The organism is Pseudonocardia cypriaca (genome assembly GCF_006717045.1).
Taxonomy (GTDB): domain Bacteria; phylum Actinomycetota; class Actinomycetes; order Mycobacteriales; family Pseudonocardiaceae; genus Pseudonocardia; species Pseudonocardia cypriaca.
This window is the reverse complement of sequence record NZ_VFPH01000001.1, coordinates 830,230-850,863: the sequence shown is the minus strand read 5'-3', so window position 1 is coordinate 850,863 and position 20,634 is coordinate 830,230. Positions and strand designations below refer to the sequence as shown.

Sequence of the window (20,634 nt, the reverse complement as noted above, 5' to 3'; positions counted from 1 at the left end):
TAGGAGCGGTGCGTATCAGAGCGGCAGAGCATCGCTCTGTCCTGTACGAACAGCACTCTCGTCTGATCGGCCCGAAATGGCGACGATCGCCCTGGCGAGGGCGCAAACCGTGATCTCGCGAGCGTTGCGAGAACGCGCTACGCGAGTCCCGGTGGTGAAGCTGTGAGGGCGAGCGGGGCCAGGGCGTGTGCAGCACCGAGCGATCAAGGCGGGGCGCGGTCGAGGATCGCGCCAATCCCACCGACTCGCGCGCATCGGTACGAACGGCGCTCTCGCCCGATGAAGCAGGACGAGAGTGCCGTTCGTCCGATCGCTCAGGCGCGGGCCAGCTGCACCACGGCCCACGACAGCGGCGGCAGGGTGACGGTGGCCTGCCCGTCCGCGACCTCGACGCCGTCGAGCGGGCGGAGGCCCACGCGGTCGGGGTGCTGCTCGTCGTTGTTGGTGTGGCGATCCTGCCCCTCCGCCGCGGCGAGCACCGCGGCGTGCTGCACGCGCAGCTCGCCGAAGCCGCGCACGCCGACCTCCACGGTGGCCGCCTCGGTCTGGTCGCGGTTGGCCAGGAACAGCGCGACGACGCCGTTCTCGGCGTCCCAGGTGCCGGAGGCGTCGACCAGGTCGACGTCGCCGAAGCGGGGCGTCTCGTAGCGGTCGCTGCGGACCCGGACGTCCAGGATCTCCCCCGCCGCCCGGCGCCGGACCTGCTCGAACGGGTGCGCGATCGTCTGCTTCCAGGCCGGGCCGCCCGGCTCGCTGCGCAGCAGGCCGATCACGTTCACCAGCTGCGCCTGGCAGGCCACCGTGACCCGGTCGCCGTGGCGGAGCAGCGAGTTGAGCAGGGTGCCGACGACCACGGCGTCGGTGATCGAGTACTCGTCCTCGATGACCCGCGGCGCGACCTCCCACTCGCTCTCGCCCTTGGCGATCGCCGACTCGCGGTGGCGCGTCTGGTACCAGACGTTCCACTCGTCGAAGGAGATGTCGATGTGCTTGCGGTGCTTGCCGCGGGCGCGCACGGCGTCGGCGGTGGCGACGACCGACTCGATGAACAGGTCCATGTCCCGGGCGCAGGCGAGGAAGTCGCCCGGGTGGTCGTGCTCCTGGTAGTAGGCGTGGGCGGAGATGTAGTCGACCTGGTCGTAGGTCTCCTCGAGCACCACCCGCTCCCACTCGCCGAACGTCGGCATGTGGCGGTTGGAGCTGCCGCAGGCCACGAGCTCGATGGTCGGGTCGACCAGCCGCATGGCCCGGGCCGTCTCGGCGGCCAGGCGCCCGTACTCGGCGGCGGTCTTGTGCCCGACCTGCCACGGGCCGTCCATCTCGTTGCCGAGGCACCACAGCTTGATGTCGAACGGGTCGGCGTTGCCGTGGGCGCGGCGCAGGTCGGAGTACTTCGTGCCGCCGGGGTGGTTGGCGTACTCCAGGATGTCGCAGGCCTCCTGGATGCCTCGGGTGCCGAGGTTGATCGCCATCATCGGTTCGGTGCCCGCGGCCTTCGCCCAGCGGGCGAACTCGCCGAGGCCGAACTCGTTGGTCTCGATCGACCGCCACGCCCGGTCGAGCCGCCGCGGCCGCTGCTCCTTCGGGCCGACGCCGTCCTCCCAGTAGTAGCCGGAGACGAAGTTGCCGCCCGGGTAGCGCACGACGGTGGGGCCGAGCTCCCGCACCAGGTCGAGCACGTCGGTGCGCAGTCCGTCGGCGTCGGCCTTGGGGTGGCCGGGCTCGTAGATGCCGGTGTAGACGCAGCGGCCCATGTGCTCGACGAACGAGCCGAACAGGCGCCGGGGAACCGGGGCGATCGTGAAGTCGGGGTCGATGGTCAGGCGTGCGCGGGGCAAGTGATTCCTTCCTCGGGTCCTACGTTCCGCCGAGGCCGGTGGTGGCGACCCCGCGGATGATCTGGCGCTGGAACAGCATGAACACGACGATCAGCGGCAGTCCAGCCAGGATCGCCGAGGCCATCACCTGGGCGTATCTCACCCCGAAGGCACTCTGCACCTGCACGAGCCCCACCGGGAGCGTCATCAGGCCGGGGTCGGAGGTGATGATGAACGGCCAGAGGAAGTTGTTCCACGCGTGGATGAACACGAAGATCGAGACGGCGGCGAGGATCGACCGCGACAGCGGGAGCACGATCTGCAGGAAGATCCGCAGCTGGCCGGCACCGTCCACGCGGGCGGCCTCCTCCAGCTCGTGCGGGATGCCGTCGAAGAACTTCTTGAGGATGAATACCATCGCCGGCAGCACCAGCTGGGGCAGGATGATCCCGGCGTAGGTGTCGGCGAGACCCATCGCGAGCATCTGCCGGTACAGCGGCACGATCAGGATCTGCGGCGGCACCATGATCCCGGCGATCGTCAGCGCGAACAGCACGTTGCGGCCGCGGAAGCGGGTGCGCGAGAACCCGTAGGCCGCGGCGGCGGACAGCGCGACGGTGAGCACCGTGATCACCACCGTGACCACCGTGCTGTTGACGAACCAGGTGACGAGGTTCCCGTTGGCGAGCACCGAAGCGTAGGCCTGGAGGGTGAACCCGCGGTCGGGCACGACCTCGAGGGGCACGACGGTGGTGTCGGCCTCCTGCTTGAGGGACGTGACCACTGCCCAGAAGAGCGGGGCCAGCCAGAGCACGGCCAGCACCGCGAGCGCGGTGATGATCCCCGCCCGTGCGAGCGGGGTGTAGCGCCGGATGTCCGTCGGCTCGGCGGCCCGCGACCGGGCTCGGGGCAGGACGGGGGCGGTGGCGGGATTCGCGGTGTCGGGCGCGGTGGTCACGCTTCACTCCTGCGGCTGAGCCGGGCCTGGACGAGGGCGATCAGGATGATCAGCACGAAGAACACGTAGGAGATGGCCGACGCGTACCCCAGGCGGTAGTCGGTGAACCCGGTGTCGTAGATGTACTGCAGGATCGGCGTCGCCGACCCGCCCGGCCCCCCGTTGGCCCTGAACAGGATGTAAGCCTGGTCGAACAGCTTGAGCGAGGCCAGCACCTGCAGCACGACCACCAGCCCGGTGGTGCGGTTCAGCAGCGGGAGCGTGATCCCGAACAGCCGGCGCCATCCGCCCGCGCCGTCGATCTCCGCGGCCTCGTACAGCTGCGCCGGGATGGCCTGCAGCGCGGCGAGGTAGAGCAGGAAGTTGAAGCCGATCGTCCACCAGACCGTGAGCAGGACGACCGACCACAGGCCCACGGCCGGATCGGTGAGCCACCCCACCTCGGGCAGTCCGATCCCCGTCAGCGCCGCGTTGAGCAGGCCGTAGTCGCCGGAGAACAGCCACTGCCAGATCAGCACGACCGTGGCCACCGGCAGCAGGAACGGTGCGAAGTACACGAAGCGCCAGAACCACTGCCCCCGCGCCCCGGTCTGCACGAGCAGCGCCATCACCAGCGCGATCACGACCAGCGGGATCGTGCTGCCGATCGTGAACAGGAGCGTGATGCCCAGCGTGCGCCAGACCTCGGCGTCGGCGAACAGGCGGACGTAGTTGTCGAACCCGACGAACCGCGACTCGGCCCGCACCAGGCTGGTGTCGAAGAAGCTCATGCCGAGGCCGTAGAGCAGCGGCCACAGCACGAACGCGGCGTAGACCGCCATGAACGGCAGGACGAACCAGATCCCGCCGCGCCCGCCCACGAGGCTCGGCCCTCGCCGCGGGGCGGTGGGCTGCTCGACGCGACCCGGCGCCGCGACCGTCCCGGCGCTCACAGCGGGTTCCCCAAGGTGAGCTGGTCGTCGAGCCAGCCGATCAGGTCGTCGGCCCCCTGCTCGGGCGTGAGCGACCGCCCCGTGACGCCCTGCAGGCTCTGCCCGGCCCGCGCCATCAACGTCGATCCGGATCCGGAGAAGTAGGCCTCCGGGTCGAACTCCACCACCTGCGCCGCCTCCCGATAGTTCGACACCGGTTTCTCGGCCAGGTACTCGGGGCTGTCGGCCACCGCGGACAGCGCCGGGATGTGGCCGCCGCCCGCCGCCCAGGCGAGGCTGTTGCGCAGCATCGACACCGCCATGTCGTAGGCGGCGCTGCGCGCCGCCGGATCGACCTGGGCCTGCGCCGGCAGCACGAAGCTGTGGCTGTCGGCCCGCACGTACGGGGTGTCGCCGAAGAGCGCGGGGAACTGCGTCATCGAGAACGGGATCCCGGCCGTGCGCGCCGAGGTCACCTCCCACGGGCCCACGAACAGGAACCCGGCCTGCTGGCTGGCGAACGCGGCGGGCGAGGACTGGCCGTCGAGGCTCGGTGAGCAGATGGTGCCGTCGCACAGGTCGCGCAAGAACGTCATCGCACCGACCATCGCGTCCCGGTCCACCTCGGCCGGGCCACCGTCCGGCAGCCGCATCTGCCCGCCGAGCTGGCGGTACGCCGACCAGAACGGCATCCAGATGTGCGCTTCGTGGAGCGAGCCGAGCGCGATGCCGATGGCACCGGTGACCTCGGCTGCCCGCCGCCCCGCGTCGAGCATCTGCTCCGCACCGTGGATCGGCGCCAGCGTGCCGTCCGGGGCGAGCAGCCCGGCCTTCTCGCAGATGTCGGTGTTGTAGTAGAGGACGAGCGGGTGGGTGTCGAGCGGCAGCGCCATCAGCCGGCCATCGACCAGCACCCGGTCCAGGACGGGCTGCGGGAACTCGTCCAGCGAGACGCCGCGCGCGGCGAGCTCGTCGAGGTCCCACTCGTCGAGCAGGTCACGGCCGAACGTCGACAGCCGGGACCCGTGCATCGTGGCGAGGTCGGGCGCCCGGCCGCCGGCACACGCCATCGCGAGCTTCGTGTAGTACGGCGGGCCCCACATGAGGGTCGTGTCGATGACCCGGACGTTCGGCGCCTCCGCCCGGAAGCGGTTGACGAGTTCCACCATGAGCTTGCCGTCGCTGCCTCCGAAGAAGTTCCAGTACGCCAGGTCGACGGCCTCCCCCGAGCCCCGCGCACACGAGGACAGGAGGGCGGCGCCGCCTGCGGCGGCCGTTGCGCGCAGCAGGGTGCGGCGCGAGAGGCGGTACGAGGTCGTCATCGACCACTCCCCCTTTACATCGTGGTAAAACCCTCGTCGGAAGGCGCTTGCCTGTCAAGGGGGAGGATTGGGGAGACTGCAGGTGTGGTGATGCAGCGACGACCGGTGACGATGCGGGACGTGGCGATCGCCGCCGGCGTGTCGCCGAAGACCGTGTCCAACGTCGTGAACGACTACGTGCACGTCCGGCCCGAGACCCGCGCCCTCGTACAGCGGTACGTCGAGGAGCTCGGCTACCGCCCGCAGGCGGTCGGCCGGCAGCTGCGCAGGGGACGCACCGGCGCGATCGCGCTCGCCGTCCCCCACATCGACGTGCCCTACTTCGCCGACCTGGCGGCCCTGCTCGTGCGCGCGGCCCGCGAGCGGGGGCTGACGGTCGTCGTCGAGCAGACCGACGGCGACATCGAACGCGAGCGCGAGGTGGCCGCAGGCTTCCCCGTGCGGTTCGCCGACGCGCTGATCTTCAGCCCGCTCTCGATGCCCCCGTCGGAGCTGGAGGCGCCGCGTCACGACACGCCGATGGTGCTGATCGGGGAGCACGGCGGTGGGGCCGCGGTCGACCACGTGACCATCGCCAGCGTCGAGATCGGCCGCTTGGCCACATCCCACCTCGCAGCCGCGGGCAGACGGCGCATCGCGATGATCGGGTACAAGAAGGCCCGGCCGTTGCCGGTGATGCAGCAGCGGATGCTCGGCTACACGCAGGCACTGCGCGCGGCCGGGCTGCCGGTCGACCGCGCGCTGATCCGAGACGTTCGCGAGTGGAACCGCGAACCCGGCGCGGATGCCGTCGACGCGCTGCTCGCCGAGCACCCGGACGTCGACGCCGTCTTCGCCGCGAACGACGTGCTCGCCATCGGCGCGCTCAGCGCGCTGCACCGCCACGGCCGCCGGGTGCCCGACGACGTGGCGGTCGTGGGCATCGACGACGTGCCGGAGGCCCGCTTCACGACCCCGGCGCTCACCACCGTCGCGATCGACAGGGCGTTCGTGGCGGAGTCGGCGCTGGAGATGGCCACGTCCCGGCTGGCCGACCCGGGCCTCCCACCCCGCCAGCTCACGGCCCCGCACCGGCTGGTGGTCCGGGAGAGCGCGTAATTCGCGTCGATCCGCATATTCCCCCGAAAGAGTGCGTAACCAAACGCAACGCAGTCGATTCATCAGATAGTGGTAAGGAATTTGTTCGGGCCGAGCGCGACGCATTAGGTTTCTCCGCAGTCGGTGCGGGCTCCCCGCTCATCGCCGCCGACTCTGAATTGGACCGGCTCCGGCCGAATCCGAACACTCACCAGGAGACAACTGTGCTGAAGAAGGCTGGAATCATCGTGGCCACCGCCGCGGCCGGTCTGCTCGCGGTCAGCCCCCTCGCCTTCGCGGGCGACGACCACGGCAGCAAGATCGACGGCGTCAGCTCCGTCGACCAGTCCAACGAGGGCCTGATCAACCTGGCCGGCAACAACGTCGCCGTTCCGGTCAACGTCTGCGACAACCAGGTTCCGATCAACGTCCTGGGTGTCCAGGTGCCGCTCAACGGCACGCACGTCCTGCTCGACCTGACCGGTGCGGCCGGCCTCGGCCTGCTCGGTAGCTCCGACACGGACGCCGACTCCGGCGACTCGGACGACGAGTCGGGCGACGAGTCGGACAACGACAACACGATCGACGACAGCTGCACCGCGGCCGCCGAGTCGGGTGACAGCGCCTCGATCGACGACTGATCTTCGGATCTGACTCCACAGCGGCGCCGGACCTTCGGGTCCGGCGCCGCTGTCGTGCGCGCGCCGCGAGCTTCCGCAGGTGCCGACTCCCTCCGCCGTGACGAAGCTCGGCCCCTGACCGTCATCCGCCGGTGTGCGGTGGTGCGGCCGGCAGCTTCACCGTGATGCGGAGCCCGCCGGCGGCCCGGGCAGCGAGGGTGAGGGTTCCCCCGTGCGCCTGCGTGATGCTCTTGACGATCGCCAGGCCGAGCCCGACGCCTGCGTGGTCGGTGCTGATGCGTTCGGCGCCGCGCTGGAAGGGTTCGGTGAGCGTCGAGACCAGCTCGTGCGTGAGCTTCTCGCCGGTGTTCTCGACGGTGAGCACCACGGTCCGGGTACGGACGCTGGTGGCGACCCACACATGACCGTTCGCCGGCAGGTTGTGGACGATCGCGTTGTGCACGAGGTTCGTGGCCAGCTGCAGCAGGAGCGGTTGCGATCCGATCATGGGAGTGAAGTCGCCGGAGGTCTCGATGGTGACGCCGCGCTTCTCCGCGAGGGGGAGGAGCGTCTCGGCGGCTTCTTCCGCGACGAGGGACAGGTCGACGGGTTCTCGGGTGAAGGACCGCCGGTCGGCGCGGCTGAGCAGGAGCAGTGCCTCCGTGAGGTCGATCGCCCGGGTGTTGACGGCGTGGAGCCGGTCGACGAGCTCGCCGGTGTCGTGGTCCGGATCGGTGCGGGCCACGTCGAGGAGCGCCTTCGAGATCGCCAGCGGGGTGCGCAGCTCGTGAGAGGCGTTCGCCGCGAACCTCTGCTGTTCGGCGACGTGCGCTTCGAGCTGCGCGAGCATGCTGTCGAAGGCGTCGGCGAGCTCGCGGAACTCGTCACTGCGGCCCGGTAGCCGGATCCGGTGGGAGAGCGACCCGTTCGCGGCCATGCGGGTGGCGTTCGTGACGCGGGTCAGCGGGGCGAGCATGCGGCCGGCGAGGACCCACCCTCCCGCGAGACCGAACACCAGCAGGAATGCCATCACCACGACCGCCGCCGGGCCGAAGACGGCCGGACCGAAGGAGCCTCGCTGGAAGACGAGCGGGAGGTTGGAGAGGTCGGGGAAGGAGTAGCTGGTGGGCGTTCCGCGCAGCAGGAACACCCACACCGCCGCGAGCAGCAGGGCACCTGCGAGCATGAGGAACCCGGCGTAGCTGAGGGTGAGCTTGAGGCGAACGCTCAACCCGGGCCGCCGGTCCACGGTCTCCTCCTCGCTCACGACCGGGCGCCCGCTGCCGTCTCGATGCGGTAGCCGACGCCGGCCACGGTGGCGATGATCGCGGGTTCGCCGAGGCGTTTGCGCAGTGCCGAGACGGTGATGCGCACGGCGTTGGTGAACGGGTCGGCGTTCTCGTCCCACGCGCGTTCCAGGAGCTCCTCGGCGCTGACGACACCACCCTCGGCAGCGACGAGGACCTCGAGCACGGCGAACTGCTTGCGGGTGAGCGGGACGTAGCGGCCGTCGCGGTACACCTCGCGGCGGAACGGATCCACCCGCAGGCCCGCGATCTCCCGCACGGGTGGTCTGCTGTGCGCACGCCTGCGGTCGAGTGCCCTGAGCCGGAGGACGAGCTCGCGCATGTCGAACGGCTTGGTGAGGTAGTCGTCGGCGCCGAGTCCGAACCCGGAGGCCTTGTCGTCGAGCCGGTCGGCGGCGGTGAGCATGAGGATCGGCATGCCGCTGCCGGAGGCGACGATGCGCCGCGCGATCTCGTCGCCGGAAGGCCCGGGGATGTCGCGGTCGAGGACGGCGATGTCGTAGGCGTTGATGCTCAGCAGCTCCAGAGCGGTGTCACCGTCACCGGCGACGTCGGCCGCGATCGCCTCAAGGCGCAGGCCGTCGCGGATCGCTTCTGCCAGGTACGGCTCGTCCTCGACGATCAACACGCGCACAAGCTCTCGATGCTACGAGCCCGCGCATATCGCCGGCATATCGAGAACCGGATACGTGCTGGCAACACCGCGGTGCCTTGACTGCGGGCATGACCCACAGCGCACCAGCACGAGCAGCAGCCCGGTCCCTGGCGGTCTCGGCCACCGGCACCCCCGCGGTACTGCGCGTGGCGCCGTCCGGACGGCTGGTGGCCGCCGTCGCCCTGGTCGCCCTGATCGGCACGGGCTGCTCGAACACGCCCGCCGGGACCGGCAGCGGTGGCGGCGAGAAGTCCGCCACGGCGGGCAGCTCGAGCACCGAGACCGGTGACGATCAGAGCGCCGCCGCGGGAGCCACGCCGAGTCCCGCCGAGCTGGAGGAACGCCGCGAGTCCGCCGAGTGCATGCGTGAGAACGGCGTGGAGGACTTCCCGGACCCCGACGCCAACGGGCACATCCTGTACTACGGCGACGACCCGGACATGGAGTCCGCGAGCGCGAAGTGCGACGAGCTCCAGCCCGGGGACCGCGTCCGGGAGCCGGGGAGCGGAGGATGACCCGGGCGCCGGCCGCAGCCGCCTACCCGGTCTCAGCAGCCCGTTACGACGCTGCGTTCGACGATCGCTTCCCGACGCAACCCATCCCGGTGGGCCGCCACCAGGCGGGGCGCGTCCTCGACGACCGGTACAGGCGGGCTCCCGATCCCACCGGCCGACGCGTGTCGCCTGCCTACCGGGAACCACCTCCGTCCCGGCACCACCACGCTGCGCCGGCCGGCGGCGTGTCCCACCGCGCACCAGCGCGAACAGCAGGCCGCCCCACTCGATCTACGATCCTCGTCGCCGTGGCGGTGGTCATCACCGCGATCGTCGGGGCCGTCGGTTACCAGTCGTGGGCGGCCTCGTCCTCGGCGGCCACCCGCGATGCCCGCGGGGGTTCCGTTCCCGCAACGAGTCCGGCGACAGCGGCCCGGCAGGGAGACGACACCCCGGGCAGCGACGTCCGACCCGGTGACGGCCGTGGTGCTGTGGGGAAGGCCGACGGTGTCGTCCCCGACGGCGTGACGGTCTCGGACGACGAGTTCGCGGCCGTGGCCGAGCTGGATCCGGCTCTGCTCAAGGCCGTCCGCCGGGCCGCGAAGGCTGCTGCGCGCAACGGGGTCACGTTCTACGTCAACAGCGGCTGGCGTTCCCCTGCCTACCAGAACCAACTGCTTCGCGAGGCCCTCGCCGAGTACGGCTCGGAGAAGGAGGCCGCCCGGTGGGTGGCCACCGCGGACACGTCACCCCACGTGTCGGGGGACGCGGTCGACATCGGCAAGTCCGATGCCGCGGCGTGGCTGTCCGAGCACGGCGCCGAGTACGGGCTGTGCCAGATCTACCGCAACGAACCCTGGCACTTCGAGCTGCGCCCCGACGCCGCCGACGGCGGTTGCCCGCGCATGTACGCCGACCCCACGCACGATCCGAGGATGCAGAAGTGACCAGAATGCTCGGCAACCCCCCGCCCGCCCCTCAGCCGACGCTGGCGGCCAGCGCGCGGAGCCTGACCAAGACCTACGGCCGGGGCGACACCGAGGTGCACGCCCTGCGCGGCGTCGACCTCGACCTGCCGCGCGGCAGGTTCACCGCGATCATGGGGCCGAGCGGGTCGGGCAAGTCCACCCTCATGCACTGCCTGGCCGGGCTCGACCAGGCCAGCGGTGGCACCGTCACCGTGGCCGGCACCGAGCTCGGAGCACTCGACGACGACACGCTCACGACCTTCCGCCGCAAGCACGTCGGCTTCGTGTTCCAGTCGTTCAACCTGCTGCCGATGCTCACCGCGGAGCAGAACATCCTGCTCCCGCTGGAGCTGGACGGTGCACGGATCGACGACGCGACCCGGGAGCGCGCGCGCACGCTCGCCGAGACCCTCGGCGTCGCCGACCGGCTCGGCCACCGGCCCGCCGAGCTGTCCGGCGGCCAGCAGCAGCGGGTCGCGATCGCCCGCGCCCTGGTCACCCAGCCGGACCTGCTGTTCGCCGACGAGCCCACCGGCAACCTGGACAGCACCACCTCCGCCGAGGTCCTGGAGCACCTGCGACGCTCGGTGCGCGAGCTCGGACAGACCGTCGTGATGGTCACCCACGACCGGGACGCGGCGAGCTACGCCGACGACGTGGTCACCATGCAGGACGGCCTGATCGTCTGATGCGCACCGTCTTCCTCGCCTCCCTGCGCATCCACGTCCTCCGGTACGTGGCGGCGGCGATCGCGGTGACCGTCTCGGTCGCCTTCGTCGTCGTGATCGGCGTGCTCGCCTCCGGGGCACGCGCCGGACTCATGGAGACGTCCGGGTCGCCCTACCGCGGCGCCGACTACGTGGTCGATCCCCCCGAGGACGGACCGGAGTCGGACGTGATCGCGCTCGTCGACCGCCTCGGGGACGACGCGTCCGCGCTCGGCCGGGCCTACCTGCCGGCGCACACCGAGGACGGCGCCCCACTCGGCGTGGGCGACGTGCGGGGCGAGACCACCGTGGGGCCGATCGCCGCCTCGGAGGACCTGCGCTGGCAGGAGCTCGTCTCGGGCCGCTTCCCCGCAGGCACGGGGGAGGCGGTGATGCACGTGTGGGACGCCCGGGCCCAGGAGGTCGCGGTCGGCGACCGGATCCGGGTCGGCGAGGGGCCCACCGCCGTCGACCTCCAAGTGATCGGGCTCGTGGAGTCGCCCTCCACCTGGACCCAGGCCTCCGTCTACGTCACCTGGCCGCAGTACCTGCAGTGGCGCGACGACCCCACCTTCCGCGTGCAGGTGGCGGTGCGCGGGGAGGTGGGGCCGCTCCCGGACGACCTGACGGTGCAGCCGGTCGACGAGTACATCGGGGAGAGCCTCGCGGCGCTCAACAACGGTGTGGACTTCATGGCGCTGCTGGGTCTGTTGTTCGCCGGGGTCGCGCTGTTCGTCTCGGCGCTGGTCGTCGCGAACACGTTCTCGATCCTGTTCGCGCAGCGCCTGCGTGACTTCGCGCTGCTGCGCTGCGTCGGCGCGACCCGGCGGCAGGTGCTGGGTTCGGTACGCCGGGAAGCGGCCGCCGTCGGGGTGCTCGCGTCGCTGACCGGGACGCTGGTGGGCGTCGGACTCGGCTACGGCCTGCTCCCCCTGATCAACATCCTCGCCCCCACCACCCCGTTGGCCGCCCCCGCACTGCCGGTGGCATGGCTGCTGGGTGGGCTCACCGTCGGCCTGCTGGTCACCGTGCTCGCGTCCTGGCTGCCGACCCGCCGAGTGGTCGCGGTGAGCCCGCTCGCGGCGCTGCGCCAGCAGACGGCGGTCGACGTGCACACCGCCACCGGCCGGGTACGGCCGGCGCTCGCCGCACTGCTGCTGGTCACCGGGCCGGCGCTGCTCGGGACGGCGATGGTCCGGGACAGCACGCCGCTCATGGTGGCCGGCGGAGCATCCGTGTTCGCCGGCGTGCTCCTGGTCGGGCCGGTGCTCGTCCCCCGCATGATCCGGATCGCCGGGGCGCTGCTCGGCTCCGTCGGACGTCTTGCGACCCGCAACGCCGTGCGCAACCCCCGCCGGACCGCCACCACCACCGCCGCCCTGCTGGTCGGCGTCACCCTGACGACAGCCGTGCTCACCGGGACGGCCACGTGGCGTGCGGCGCTGGACGAGGTCCGCGACCGGCATCACGCCATCGACGCCACGCTCGCCTCGCTCGGCGAGCCCGTCTCCACCGACCTCCTCGACCGGGTACGGCGCACCCCCGGTGTCGAGCAGGCCGTCGCCGTGGACGGGGCCGTGGCCCAGGTCTCCGGGTTCGACGCACCGCTCCCGGTCGTCACGGCGTCGGCCGCGCCGCAGGTGGCTCGCGACGGCGGGACCTTCGCCCAGGTGGAGCCCGGGACGATCCGGCTCGACCTGGACGTCTTCACGAACCCGACCATCCGGCCCGGTGAGCAGGTCACGGTTCGCGTCGGCGACCGCGAAGCGGAGCTGCGGGTCGTCTCCCTCTCCGGCTGGGGCCGGGCCGGCATGCTCGCACCGGAGGACCTGGCACAGCTCACCGACGCCCCCGAACCGCACGTCATCTGGGTCCGCGCCTCCGCAGGGGCCGATGCGCTCACGCTCGTCGACGACCTGGACGGGCTGGCCGATGCCGCCGGCGTGCAGCTCGAGGACCGGCTGCAGGCCCAGGCGGTCGCCAACCGGGAGCGGGACATCCTCGCCTGGTCGGCGCTCGGCCTCCTCGGCATCTCCGTGGCGATCGCCCTGGTCGGGATCGCGAACACCCTGGGGCTGTCGGTCCTCGAACGCGCCCGTGAGCACGCGCTGCTGCGTGCGCTCGGGCTGACCCGCAGGCAGCTGCACCGGATGGTGGCGACCGAGGCGGTACTGCTGTCGATGACAGCCACCCTGCTCGGCACCGTGATCGGCGTCGGGTTCGCATGGGCCGGCTACGAGACGTTCGTGAAGCGCGCCCTCACCGGGGCCACCATGGTCGTCCCCTGGCCGTCTCTGGGCGCCGTCGTCCTCACCGCCGCGCCGGCCGGACTGCTCGCCTCCGTCCTGCCGGCACGCCGGGCCGCCCGGGTGAGCCCCGCCGCAGGGCTGTCCCTCGACTGACGGCGGCGTTCGCCGGTGCCTTGGATGCGCCCCCACCAGGCCCTTCGTCGTACGCCGACCCAACGCACGATCCGAGGAAGCAGAAGTGACCAGAATGCTCGACGACGCGATCCGGGAACGCGCGCACACGCTCGCCGGCGTCACCCACGAGCGGGACGCGGCCTGCGCCGACGGCGTGGTCACCCAGCAGGACGGGCGGATCGCCTGATGCGCACCGTCTTCCTCGCGTCCCTGCGCACCCACACCCGCCGCTACGTCGCAGCGGCGATCGCGGTGACCGTCTCGGTCGCCTTCGTCGTCGTGATCGGCGTGCTCACCTCCGGGGCACGTGCGGGGTTCATGGAGAACTCCGGGGCGCCGTACCGCGGCGCCGACCACGTGGTCGACGCCCCCGAGGAGGGACCCGACCCGGGCCCGCCGTGCTGCCCCGACACCCTGGACCTGTCGGACGCGATCGCGCTCATCGACCGGCTCGGCGACAACGCATCCGGGCTGGGCCGGGTCGACCTGCCGGCGCACCGGGAAGGCGGCGCCCCGCTCGGCTCGGGCGAGTTCCGGGGCGAGACGACCGTCGGGCCGATCGCCGCCTCGGAGGACCTGCGCTGGCAGAAGCTCTTCTCGGGCCGCTTCCCGGAACGCACCGGCGAGGCGGTGATGCACGTGTGGAACGCCCAGGCCCAGGAGGTCTCGGTCGGCGACCGCATCCGCGTCGGCGAGGGCCCCACCGCCACCGACCTGGAAGTGGTCGGCCTCGTCGAGTCCCCCACCACCTGGACCCAGGCCTCGATGTACGTCACCTGGCCCCAGTACCTGCAGTGGCGCGACAGCCCCACCTGGCACGTGGGCAGCGTGGCGGTGCGCGGAGAGGTGGGTCCGGTCCCGGAAGGCATGAGGGTGTGGTCGGCGGACGAGTACGTCAGGAACGGCCTGGCCGGGCTCAACAACGACACGGACATGATCACGCTGATGCTGCTGCTGTTCGCCGGCGTCGCGCTGGTGGTCTCGGTCCTGGTCGTCGCCAACACGTTCTCCATCCTGTTGGCGCAGCGGCTGCGCGACTTCGCCCTGCTGCGCTGCGTCGGCGCGACCCGACGGCAGGTACTGGGTTCGGTACGCCGGGAAGCGGCCGCCGTCGGGGTGCTCGCGTCAATTACCGGAACACTGGTCGGCGGCGGGCTCGGTTACGGCCTGCTCCCCCTGATCAACACCCTCGCCCTCACCACCCCGCTGGGCGTGCCCGCACCGCCTGTCCCCTGGCTGCTGGGCGGGTTCGCCGTCGGCCTGCTCGTCACCGTGCTCGCGTCCTGGCTGCCGACCCGGCAGGTGGTACGGGTGAGCCCGCTCGCCGCGCTGCGCCCGCAGGCGTCGGTCGACGCGCGCACCGCCACCGGCCGGGCGCGGCTGGGGCTCGCCGCGCTGCTGCTGGTCACCGGGCCGGTCCTGCTCGGGACGGCGATGGTCGGGGACAGCACCCCGTTCATGGTGGCCGGCGGAGCATCGGTGTTCAGCGGTGTGCTGCTGGTCGGCCCGGTGCTCGTCCCCCGCCTGGTCCGGGTCACCGGCGCGCTGCTCGGCCCGCGGGGAATACTCGCGACCGAGAACGCCGTGCGCAACCCGCGCCGGACCGCCACCACCACCGCCGCGCTGCTGGTCGGGGTCACCCTGACGACAGCCGTGCTCACCGGGATGGCCACGTGGCGCGCGGGGATGGACGAGGTCAACCGCAGGCACAACCCCATCGACGCCGCACTCACCTCGCTCGAGAAGCCGGTCGGCACCGACCTGCTCGACCAGGTACGTCGCACTCCCGGTGTCGAGCAGGCCATCGCCGTGGAGGGTGCCGTGGCCCGGATCTCCGGGTTCGACGCGCCGCTCCCGGTCGTCACCACGTCGGACGCGGCGGAGGTGGCCCGCGACGGCGGGAGCTTCGCCCAGGTGGAGCCGGGGACGATCCGGATCGACCTGGGCTCCTTCGTGGACCCGAGCATCCGGCCCGGTGACCAGGTCACGGTGCGCGTCGGCGACCGCGAAGCCCAGCTGCGGGTCATCTCCCTCTCCGGCTGGGGAAAGGCAGGCGTGGTCGCGCCGGAGACCCTGGCACGGCTCACCGACGCTCCCGAACCGCACCTCATCTGGCTCCGGGCCTCCGACGGCGCCGACCCGCTGAAGCTCGTCGACGACCTGGACGGGCTGGCCGATGCGGCCGGATTGCAGCTCGAGGACCGGCTGCAGGCCCAGGCGGCGGCGAACCGGGAGCGGGACCTCCTCGCCGGGTCGGCGCTCGGCCTGCTCGGCGTCTCCGTCGCGATCGCCGTGATCGGGATCGCGAACACCCTGGGGTTGTCCGTGCTCGAACGCGCCCGCGAGCACGCGATGCTGCGCGCGCTCGGCCTCACCCGCGGGCAGCTGCGGCGGATGCTGGCGATCGAGGCCCTGCTGCTCTCGGTGGTGGCCACCGTGCTCGGCACCGTGATCGGCGTCGGGTTCGCCTGGGTCGGCTACGAGACCTTCGTGAAGCGGGCCCTGACCCACGCCACCATGCAGATCCCCTGGGAGTCGCTCGGCGCCGTCGTCGTCATCGCCGCCTCGGCCGGACTGCTCGCTTCCGTCGTCCCGGCACGCCGGGCCGCCCGTGTCACTCCCGCCCAAGGGCTGTCCCTCGACTGACTGTGAGGATGGTGAAGCTGGCTCAGTGACAGTGGGCTGGTGATGACAGCAGCAGGTGTGGCTCTTCGCCTGACTGGCGTGATGCCCTTGATCCGACTTGTCCGCCTGTTGCTGTCGGCACCGGCCCGGCCGGAGTAGCTGGCTTGATCAGGAGCATGACCGCCAGTAGCCGCTGGCGTGTCCCGTCACAGTCCTGCCGACTCCGATCCGGACCGGACCTCACGTCCCTCCAGGTCAGGAGAACGCGTTGTCCATGCTCGCAGAACTGGTCGAGCTCGTCATCGGGGTCGACACCCACACCGACACCCACACCGCGGCCGTGGTCGCGACCGATACCCGCGCCGTGCTGGCCACCGCCACGGTGAGCGCCGACGAAGACGGATACGCCGAACTCGTCGCGCTGGCCGAGGCCCACGGCGGGCTGCGCGGCTGGGCGATCGAGGGCACCGGCGGCTACGGCGCCGGCCTGGCCCGACACCTCGACCAGCTCGGTGAGCTGGTCGTCGAACTTGACCGGCCGGTCCGCCCCGCCCGCCGAGCCGGGGCAAAGTCTGACCCGATCGACGCCGAACGCGCCGCCCGCGACGCGCTCGCCCGCACACGACTGGCACAGCCCAAGACCGGACCCGAACGGGCCGGCCTGCAGATCCTGCTCACCGCACGCCGGGCCGCGGTCGCCGCGGCCAGCACCGCCCAACGCCAGCTGCGCGCACTGGTGATCACCGCCCCGGAACCGGTCCGGGCCCGGTTCCGCGGCCAGACCACCCGCGACATGCTCACCACCGCCGCGCGGCTGCGACCGGCCACGGCCAGCGCCGACGTGCACACCTTCACCGCCCTGTCCACACTGCGGGCACTCGCCCGCCGGGTCCGCGCCCTGGAAACCGAGGCCAACGAGCACGAACGGGCGATCCGAGCAATCGTGCGCGCGTGGCGACCGGATCTACTCACGCTGTCCGGGGTCGGCCCGATCAACGCCGCGACCGTGCTGACCGCCTGGTCGCATTCCCGGCGGTGCCGCAACGATGCCGCGTTCGCGATGCTCGCCGGCGCCGCCCCGATCCCAGCCTCCTCGGGTAAAACGGTGCGCTATCGGCTCAACCGCTCCGGCAACCGCCAACTCAACCGGGCCCTGCACAACATCGCGCTGTCCCGGCTGCGCTACGACCCCGACACCCGCGCCTACGCCGACCGTCGCCGAGCCCAGGGCAAGACCGACCGCGACATCAAGCGGTGCCTCAAGCGCTACATCGCCCGCCAGCTCTACCGGCAGCTCGAATCAGGCGCCGCAACGGCTTGACGAACCATAGGAGCGTCGCTCTCCCGTCGTTCGGCACGGTCCTCCCGTGCGATCTGCCCGGGTCGACCGTGACGGATCGCGGTACCCGCCCGCGCGGGCGCCGCCGAACATGGTCTCGACGGCGAGCGATCGGAGCGATCATGGCGAGCACCCGCTGGGTCCCCTGGGCCGGGAAGCCCCGGCGCGAGGATCTGATCTGCTGGTACGCGATCGCCGGAATGGCCGTCTTCTACACGGCGATGTGGCCCCTGCGGCCGATCCTCATCGGCTCGAACCCGGTGCTGCTCGAGCTCCTCACGGGCTCGAAGGAGTCGATCATCGCGGCGGGCGCGTTCGCGGCGGTCGGTTCGGTTCCGCTCGTGGTCGTGGTGGTCGCGGCGGTCCTCGGGATGATGAAGTTCGACGCGGTCCTCTGGTGGGCGGGCACGCTCTGGGGCGCGGGCATCGTCGGGAAGTTCGCGCGGAGGAGCAAGTGGGCGATGCGCTTCGCCGGCAGGGCGGGCTCGCTCGGGCCATGGGTGATGTGGCCGATGGTCGCGATGGCGCCGTGGACGCCGGTCCCGTCGTCGCTGGTCTACGCGGCGGCCGGGTGGACCGGGATGCGGCTGCGCACGTTCCTCGTGCTCGACGGCATCGGGTCGCTGGTCCGCGCGAGCATCTACACGGGCGCGGGGTACGCGATCGGGCAGCCGGCCGTCGACCTCGCCGAGACCATCTCCGCGAACGGGATCTGGGTGTCGCTCGGCGTCGTGGTCGTGATGGTGGTGTGGCAGTGGGTCCGGCGGCAGGTCACCGCCCGCCCGATACCGCGGTGATCGCCCCGGTCACGTACGACGCGGCGGGCGACAGCAGCCAGAGGATCGCCTCGGCCACCTCGGCCGGCGTCCCCGGACGACCCATCGGGACGCCGGGGGCGAGATCCCGCGCCCGGGTGGGCCGGCCCGCGGCGGCGTGCAGGTCCGTCTCGATCAGGCCGGCCGCGACACCGTTCACGCGGATGCCCTCGCCCGCCACCTCGGCGGCCAGGCCGGTGGTCAGGCTGTCGAGGGCACCCTTGGACGCCGCGTAGTGCACCCACTCGCCCGGACCCCCCAGCCGGGCGGCGCGGGACGAGACGTTGACGATCGACCCGCCGGCGCCGCCCCGGAGCGTCGACATCCGGCGGACCGCCTCCCGCGCGCACAGGAACGCGCCGACGACGTTGACGGCGAAGACCCGCTCGACGACCCGCGCGGAGACCTCGTCGACGCGGGAGAACCCTCCCGTGACGCCTGCGTTGTTGACGAGCGCGCGCACGGGACCGAGCTCCTGCTCCGCGGTTGCGAACAGCCGGATCACGTCGGCCTCGGCGGAGACGTCGGACTGCACCGCGACGGCCCTGCCACCGCCGTCCCGGATCTCCGCGACGACGCGCTCCGCGGCGACCGCGTCCCTCGCGTAGTTCACGGCGACCTCGAAGCCGCGGGAGGCAGCCATCCGGGCGGTGGCGGCTCCGATACCCCTCCCCCCACCCGTGACGATCAGGGTCATCCCTCCGCGCTCCGGATCGTGCGGAGGATCTCTGCGGCGACCTGTTCCGGGACCTCCCGCTGGGGGAAGTGGCCCACGCCCGCGAGCTCCACCCGGCGGTAGGCGGCGGTGACGCGGCCGGCCCACCGGGCGGCGGTCTCGGGCCGGGTGCAGTGGTCCTCGAGACCCTGGACGTGGGTGGTCGGCACCGTGATGTCCGGCATGGCGTCCACGATCTCCTGCGCCGCCCGGTGCTCCTCCGACACCGCGGCGTTGCCCCACCGGTAGCGGTAGTAGTGCAGCACCGTGTCCACGAACTGGTCGTTCCGCACCGCCTCGGCGACGGCCGCGAAGTCGCGATCGGCGAAGCGCCAGGCCGGTGACCACGTCCGCCAGAGGTGGCGGCAGAGATCGACGCGGCGGTCCCGCAGCAGCGTCCGCCCGTGCTCGGTCTGGAAGAGCCACTGGTACCAGAACGACGTGACCTGGTCGAGCGAGAGATCGGTGACCGGGGTCGCCTCGTTGTAGCCCGTTCCCAGGGTGACCAGTGATCGGACCCGGTGCGGGCTGAGGCCGGCCAGCGCGTAGGCGGCGCGGCAGCCCCAGTCGCTGCCCACCAGGTGGAAGCTCTCGAGGCCCAGGTGGTCGGCGAGCACGGCGACGTCGCCGGCCAGCGCCGCGGTCTCGGCCGACACGGGCTGCCCCGCCGCCACCCGGGTCGGCCCGTGCCCGCGGATGTGCGGCCGGATGATCAGGAGATCCGCGAGCGGGAGGCGTTCGAGGACCCGGTCCCAGGTCGCCGTGGTGTCGGGGAACCCGTGCAGGAGCAGCAGGGGGACTCCGCGCGGGGACCCGTCGAGCTCGTACCCGATGGTGATCGTCGGGAAGGCGGCCGTCTCGGTTCCCACCCGACGGAAGGTAGGGCCCGCTAGCGGGACCGGGGAGCCATAGGCTCACTGAGTGAGCCGGTCCGACGGGTCGATGCTGAGCAGGATCGTCACGATCCTCGACGTGGTCGCGGCGGGCGGGCCGGTCGTGTCGCGCACCGAGATCGCGGACCGGACGGGGCTGCCGAAGGCCACGGCGAACCGGATCGTCGCCGACCTCGTCGGGGCCCGGCTGCTGCAGCCGGTCGAGGGCGGGGTCGGCCTGGGCATCCGCCTGTTCGAGCTGGGCGTGCGCGCCGAGCAGCGCGGACTCGGGCTGCGCGACGCGGCGCTGCCCTTCATGGAGGACCTCTACGAGATCACCCACGAGACCGTGCAGCTCGCCGTCCTCGACGGCATCGACGTGGTCTACCTGCAGAAGATCTCCGGGCGGCGCAGCCTGCGGCTGGACACCCGCGTCGGCGGGCGGCGCCCCCTGACCTGCACGGGCTCCGGGAAGCTCCTGCTCGCCTCCGCCCCACCGGACCTGCTCGACCGCGTCCGCGCGGAGCGCGGGTTCGTCCGCCGCACACCGCACTCGATCACCGACCCCGCTGCCATGCGGCGCGCGCTCGCCACGATCCGGGAGCAGCGCTACGCCGTGGACGACGAGGAGTTCGCGCTCGGCACCCGCTCGATCGCCGCGCCCGTCGTGCACGGCGGCGAGGTGGTCGCCGCCCTGAGCCTGTCCGGGCGGGCGGACCGCATCACCGTGCCCGCCGCCGCCCCCGCCGTCCGCGCCGCGGCCGCCGCGATCAGCCGGGAGCTGACGCGCCTGCGCCCGACCGGTGCGCGGCCGCGGTGACTGGAGCGATCACCCCACGTGCGGGTCGATCGGGCCGGGCCCCGGGGGCGTCGGCACCGGCGGCGCGGGATCCGGCCCCGGGCCCGGTACGGGGTCGGGGGGCGGGATCGGAGGCGCAGGCTCGGGTCCGGGTGGCGGCGTCGGCGGCACGGGCGGCTCGGTGGCGACGGATGGGGTCGTCGTCGGGAA

The 20,634-nt window shown here is 72.2% G+C and carries 19 protein-coding genes; 11 read left to right on the top strand and 8 right to left on the bottom strand.

The genetic code is table 11. From position 1 onward, the window contains the following. Positions 1 to 314: 314 nt before the first annotated feature. Genes arfA through FB388_RS03970 form a run of 4 tightly spaced genes read right to left on the bottom strand, consistent with a single transcriptional unit; the run spans position 315 to position 5,008 of the window. Positions 315 to 1,838: an arabinosylfuranosidase ArfA gene (gene arfA, locus FB388_RS03985; protein WP_142097022.1), complete on the bottom strand. Its 1,524-nt coding sequence runs from the start codon at positions 1,836 to 1,838 to the stop codon at positions 315 to 317. 19 nt (positions 1,839 to 1,857) lie between these two features. After that, on the bottom strand, positions 1,858 to 2,775 hold the full coding sequence (locus FB388_RS03980) for a carbohydrate ABC transporter permease (protein WP_142097019.1): 918 nt from the start codon (positions 2,773 to 2,775) through the stop codon (positions 1,858 to 1,860). Beyond that, entirely contained in the window at positions 2,772 to 3,707 is a 936-nt protein-coding gene (locus FB388_RS03975) for a carbohydrate ABC transporter permease (RefSeq protein WP_211361753.1), read from the bottom strand. The genes FB388_RS03980 and FB388_RS03975 overlap by 4 nt, the downstream gene beginning before the upstream one ends. Beyond that, positions 3,704 to 5,008 carry an extracellular solute-binding protein gene (locus FB388_RS03970; protein WP_142097016.1) on the bottom strand — a complete coding sequence of 435 codons (1,305 nt, stop codon included), beginning with the start codon at positions 5,006 to 5,008 and terminating at the stop codon, positions 3,704 to 3,706. The genes FB388_RS03975 and FB388_RS03970 overlap by 4 nt, the downstream gene beginning before the upstream one ends. 90 nt (positions 5,009 to 5,098) lie before the next feature. Here FB388_RS03970 and FB388_RS03965 point away from each other — a divergent pair, with 90 nt between their 5' ends. Continuing rightward, the gene (locus FB388_RS03965) at positions 5,099 to 6,106 is read left to right on the top strand and encodes a LacI family DNA-binding transcriptional regulator (protein ID WP_142097013.1); all 1,008 of its coding nucleotides are present in this window, start codon (positions 5,099 to 5,101) and stop codon (positions 6,104 to 6,106) included. 203 nt (positions 6,107 to 6,309) lie between these two features. Next, positions 6,310 to 6,726, top strand: a complete 417-nt coding sequence (locus FB388_RS03960; RefSeq protein ID WP_142097010.1) for a hypothetical protein — start codon at positions 6,310 to 6,312, stop codon at positions 6,724 to 6,726. Positions 6,727 to 6,847: 121 nt separating this feature from the next. On the opposite strand, the gene FB388_RS03955 is transcribed toward FB388_RS03960, so the two are convergent. Both FB388_RS03955 and vanR-Sc read right to left on the bottom strand, forming a co-directional pair. Next, positions 6,848 to 7,954 (bottom strand): sensor histidine kinase, encoded by a 1,107-nt coding sequence (locus FB388_RS03955; protein ID WP_142097007.1) that lies wholly within the window; start codon positions 7,952 to 7,954, stop codon positions 6,848 to 6,850. 14 nt (positions 7,955 to 7,968) lie between these two features. Further along, on the bottom strand, positions 7,969 to 8,646 hold the full coding sequence (gene vanR-Sc / locus FB388_RS03950; RefSeq protein WP_142097004.1) for a VanSc-type vancomycin resistance response regulator transcription factor VanR: 678 nt from the start codon (positions 8,644 to 8,646) through the stop codon (positions 7,969 to 7,971). Positions 8,647 to 8,735: 89 nt separating this feature from the next. On the opposite strand from vanR-Sc, the gene FB388_RS03945 reads away from it, so the two are divergent. The 8 genes from FB388_RS03945 to FB388_RS03910 all read left to right on the top strand — a co-directional run bounded on the left by FB388_RS03945 (position 8,736) and on the right by FB388_RS03910 (position 18,020). Beyond that, positions 8,736 to 9,182: a hypothetical protein gene (locus FB388_RS03945; protein WP_142097002.1), complete on the top strand. Its 447-nt coding sequence runs from the start codon at positions 8,736 to 8,738 to the stop codon at positions 9,180 to 9,182. 287 nt (positions 9,183 to 9,469) lie between these two features. Continuing rightward, complete coding sequence (locus FB388_RS03940) at positions 9,470 to 10,108, top strand: M15 family metallopeptidase (protein WP_246121583.1); 639 nt, start codon at positions 9,470 to 9,472, stop codon at positions 10,106 to 10,108. Between the two features lie 5 nt (positions 10,109 to 10,113). Beyond that, positions 10,114 to 10,818, top strand: a complete 705-nt coding sequence (locus tag FB388_RS03935; RefSeq protein WP_142102536.1) for an ABC transporter ATP-binding protein — start codon at positions 10,114 to 10,116, stop codon at positions 10,816 to 10,818. Further along, entirely contained in the window at positions 10,818 to 13,238 is a 2,421-nt protein-coding gene (locus FB388_RS03930) for an ABC transporter permease (protein ID WP_142096998.1), read from the top strand. The genes FB388_RS03935 and FB388_RS03930 overlap by 1 nt, the downstream gene beginning before the upstream one ends. An 85-nt stretch (positions 13,239 to 13,323) precedes the next feature. Then, complete coding sequence (locus FB388_RS40810) at positions 13,324 to 13,446, top strand: hypothetical protein (RefSeq protein ID WP_281290377.1); 123 nt, start codon at positions 13,324 to 13,326, stop codon at positions 13,444 to 13,446. Further along, entirely contained in the window at positions 13,446 to 15,905 is a 2,460-nt protein-coding gene (locus FB388_RS03920; protein ID WP_142096995.1) for an ABC transporter permease, read from the top strand. Before FB388_RS40810 ends, FB388_RS03920 begins: the two co-directional genes overlap by 1 nt. 253 nt (positions 15,906 to 16,158) lie before the next feature. Continuing rightward, the gene (locus FB388_RS03915; RefSeq protein ID WP_211361989.1) at positions 16,159 to 17,205 is read left to right on the top strand and encodes an IS110 family RNA-guided transposase; all 1,047 of its coding nucleotides are present in this window, start codon (positions 16,159 to 16,161) and stop codon (positions 17,203 to 17,205) included. A gap of 140 nt (positions 17,206 to 17,345) precedes the next feature. Next, positions 17,346 to 18,020, top strand: a complete 675-nt coding sequence (locus FB388_RS03910; RefSeq protein WP_142096990.1) for a DedA family protein — start codon at positions 17,346 to 17,348, stop codon at positions 18,018 to 18,020. On the opposite strand, the gene FB388_RS03905 is transcribed toward FB388_RS03910, so the two are convergent. Together FB388_RS03905 and FB388_RS03900 are read right to left on the bottom strand one after the other, a co-directional pair. After that, positions 17,995 to 18,735, bottom strand: coding sequence for an SDR family oxidoreductase (locus FB388_RS03905; RefSeq protein WP_142096987.1), 741 nt, complete (start codon positions 18,733 to 18,735; stop codon positions 17,995 to 17,997). The genes FB388_RS03910 and FB388_RS03905 overlap by 26 nt on opposite strands. Further along, positions 18,732 to 19,622, bottom strand: coding sequence for an alpha/beta fold hydrolase (locus FB388_RS03900; RefSeq protein WP_142096984.1), 891 nt, complete (start codon positions 19,620 to 19,622; stop codon positions 18,732 to 18,734). Before FB388_RS03900 ends, FB388_RS03905 begins: the two co-directional genes overlap by 4 nt. Before the next feature lie 52 nt (positions 19,623 to 19,674). Here FB388_RS03900 and FB388_RS03895 point away from each other — a divergent pair, with 52 nt between their 5' ends. After that, positions 19,675 to 20,445: an IclR family transcriptional regulator gene (locus tag FB388_RS03895; RefSeq protein ID WP_142096981.1), complete on the top strand. Its 771-nt coding sequence runs from the start codon at positions 19,675 to 19,677 to the stop codon at positions 20,443 to 20,445. The last annotated feature ends 189 nt before the right edge of the window (positions 20,446 to 20,634 follow it).

Bases quoted from the DNA above. Each gene is read 5' to 3' on its own strand.
- FB388_RS03905 (WP_142096987.1), bottom strand. From the start codon at position 18,735: ATGACCCTGATCGTCACGGGTGGGGGGAGGGGTATCGGAGCCGCCACC.
- FB388_RS03945 (WP_142097002.1), top strand. From the start codon at position 8,736: ATGACCCACAGCGCACCAGCACGAGCAGCAGCCCGGTCCCTGGCGGTC.
- FB388_RS03915 (WP_211361989.1), top strand. From the start codon at position 16,159: ATGCTCGCAGAACTGGTCGAGCTCGTCATCGGGGTCGACACCCACACC.
- FB388_RS03930 (WP_142096998.1), top strand. From the start codon at position 10,818: ATGCGCACCGTCTTCCTCGCCTCCCTGCGCATCCACGTCCTCCGGTAC.
- FB388_RS03935 (WP_142102536.1), top strand. From the start codon at position 10,114: ATGCTCGGCAACCCCCCGCCCGCCCCTCAGCCGACGCTGGCGGCCAGC.
- FB388_RS03920 (WP_142096995.1), top strand. From the start codon at position 13,446: ATGCGCACCGTCTTCCTCGCGTCCCTGCGCACCCACACCCGCCGCTAC.
- FB388_RS03910 (WP_142096990.1), top strand. From the start codon at position 17,346: ATGGCGAGCACCCGCTGGGTCCCCTGGGCCGGGAAGCCCCGGCGCGAG.
- FB388_RS03970 (WP_142097016.1), bottom strand. From the start codon at position 5,008: ATGACGACCTCGTACCGCCTCTCGCGCCGCACCCTGCTGCGCGCAACG.
- FB388_RS03965 (WP_142097013.1), top strand. From the start codon at position 5,099: ATGCAGCGACGACCGGTGACGATGCGGGACGTGGCGATCGCCGCCGGC.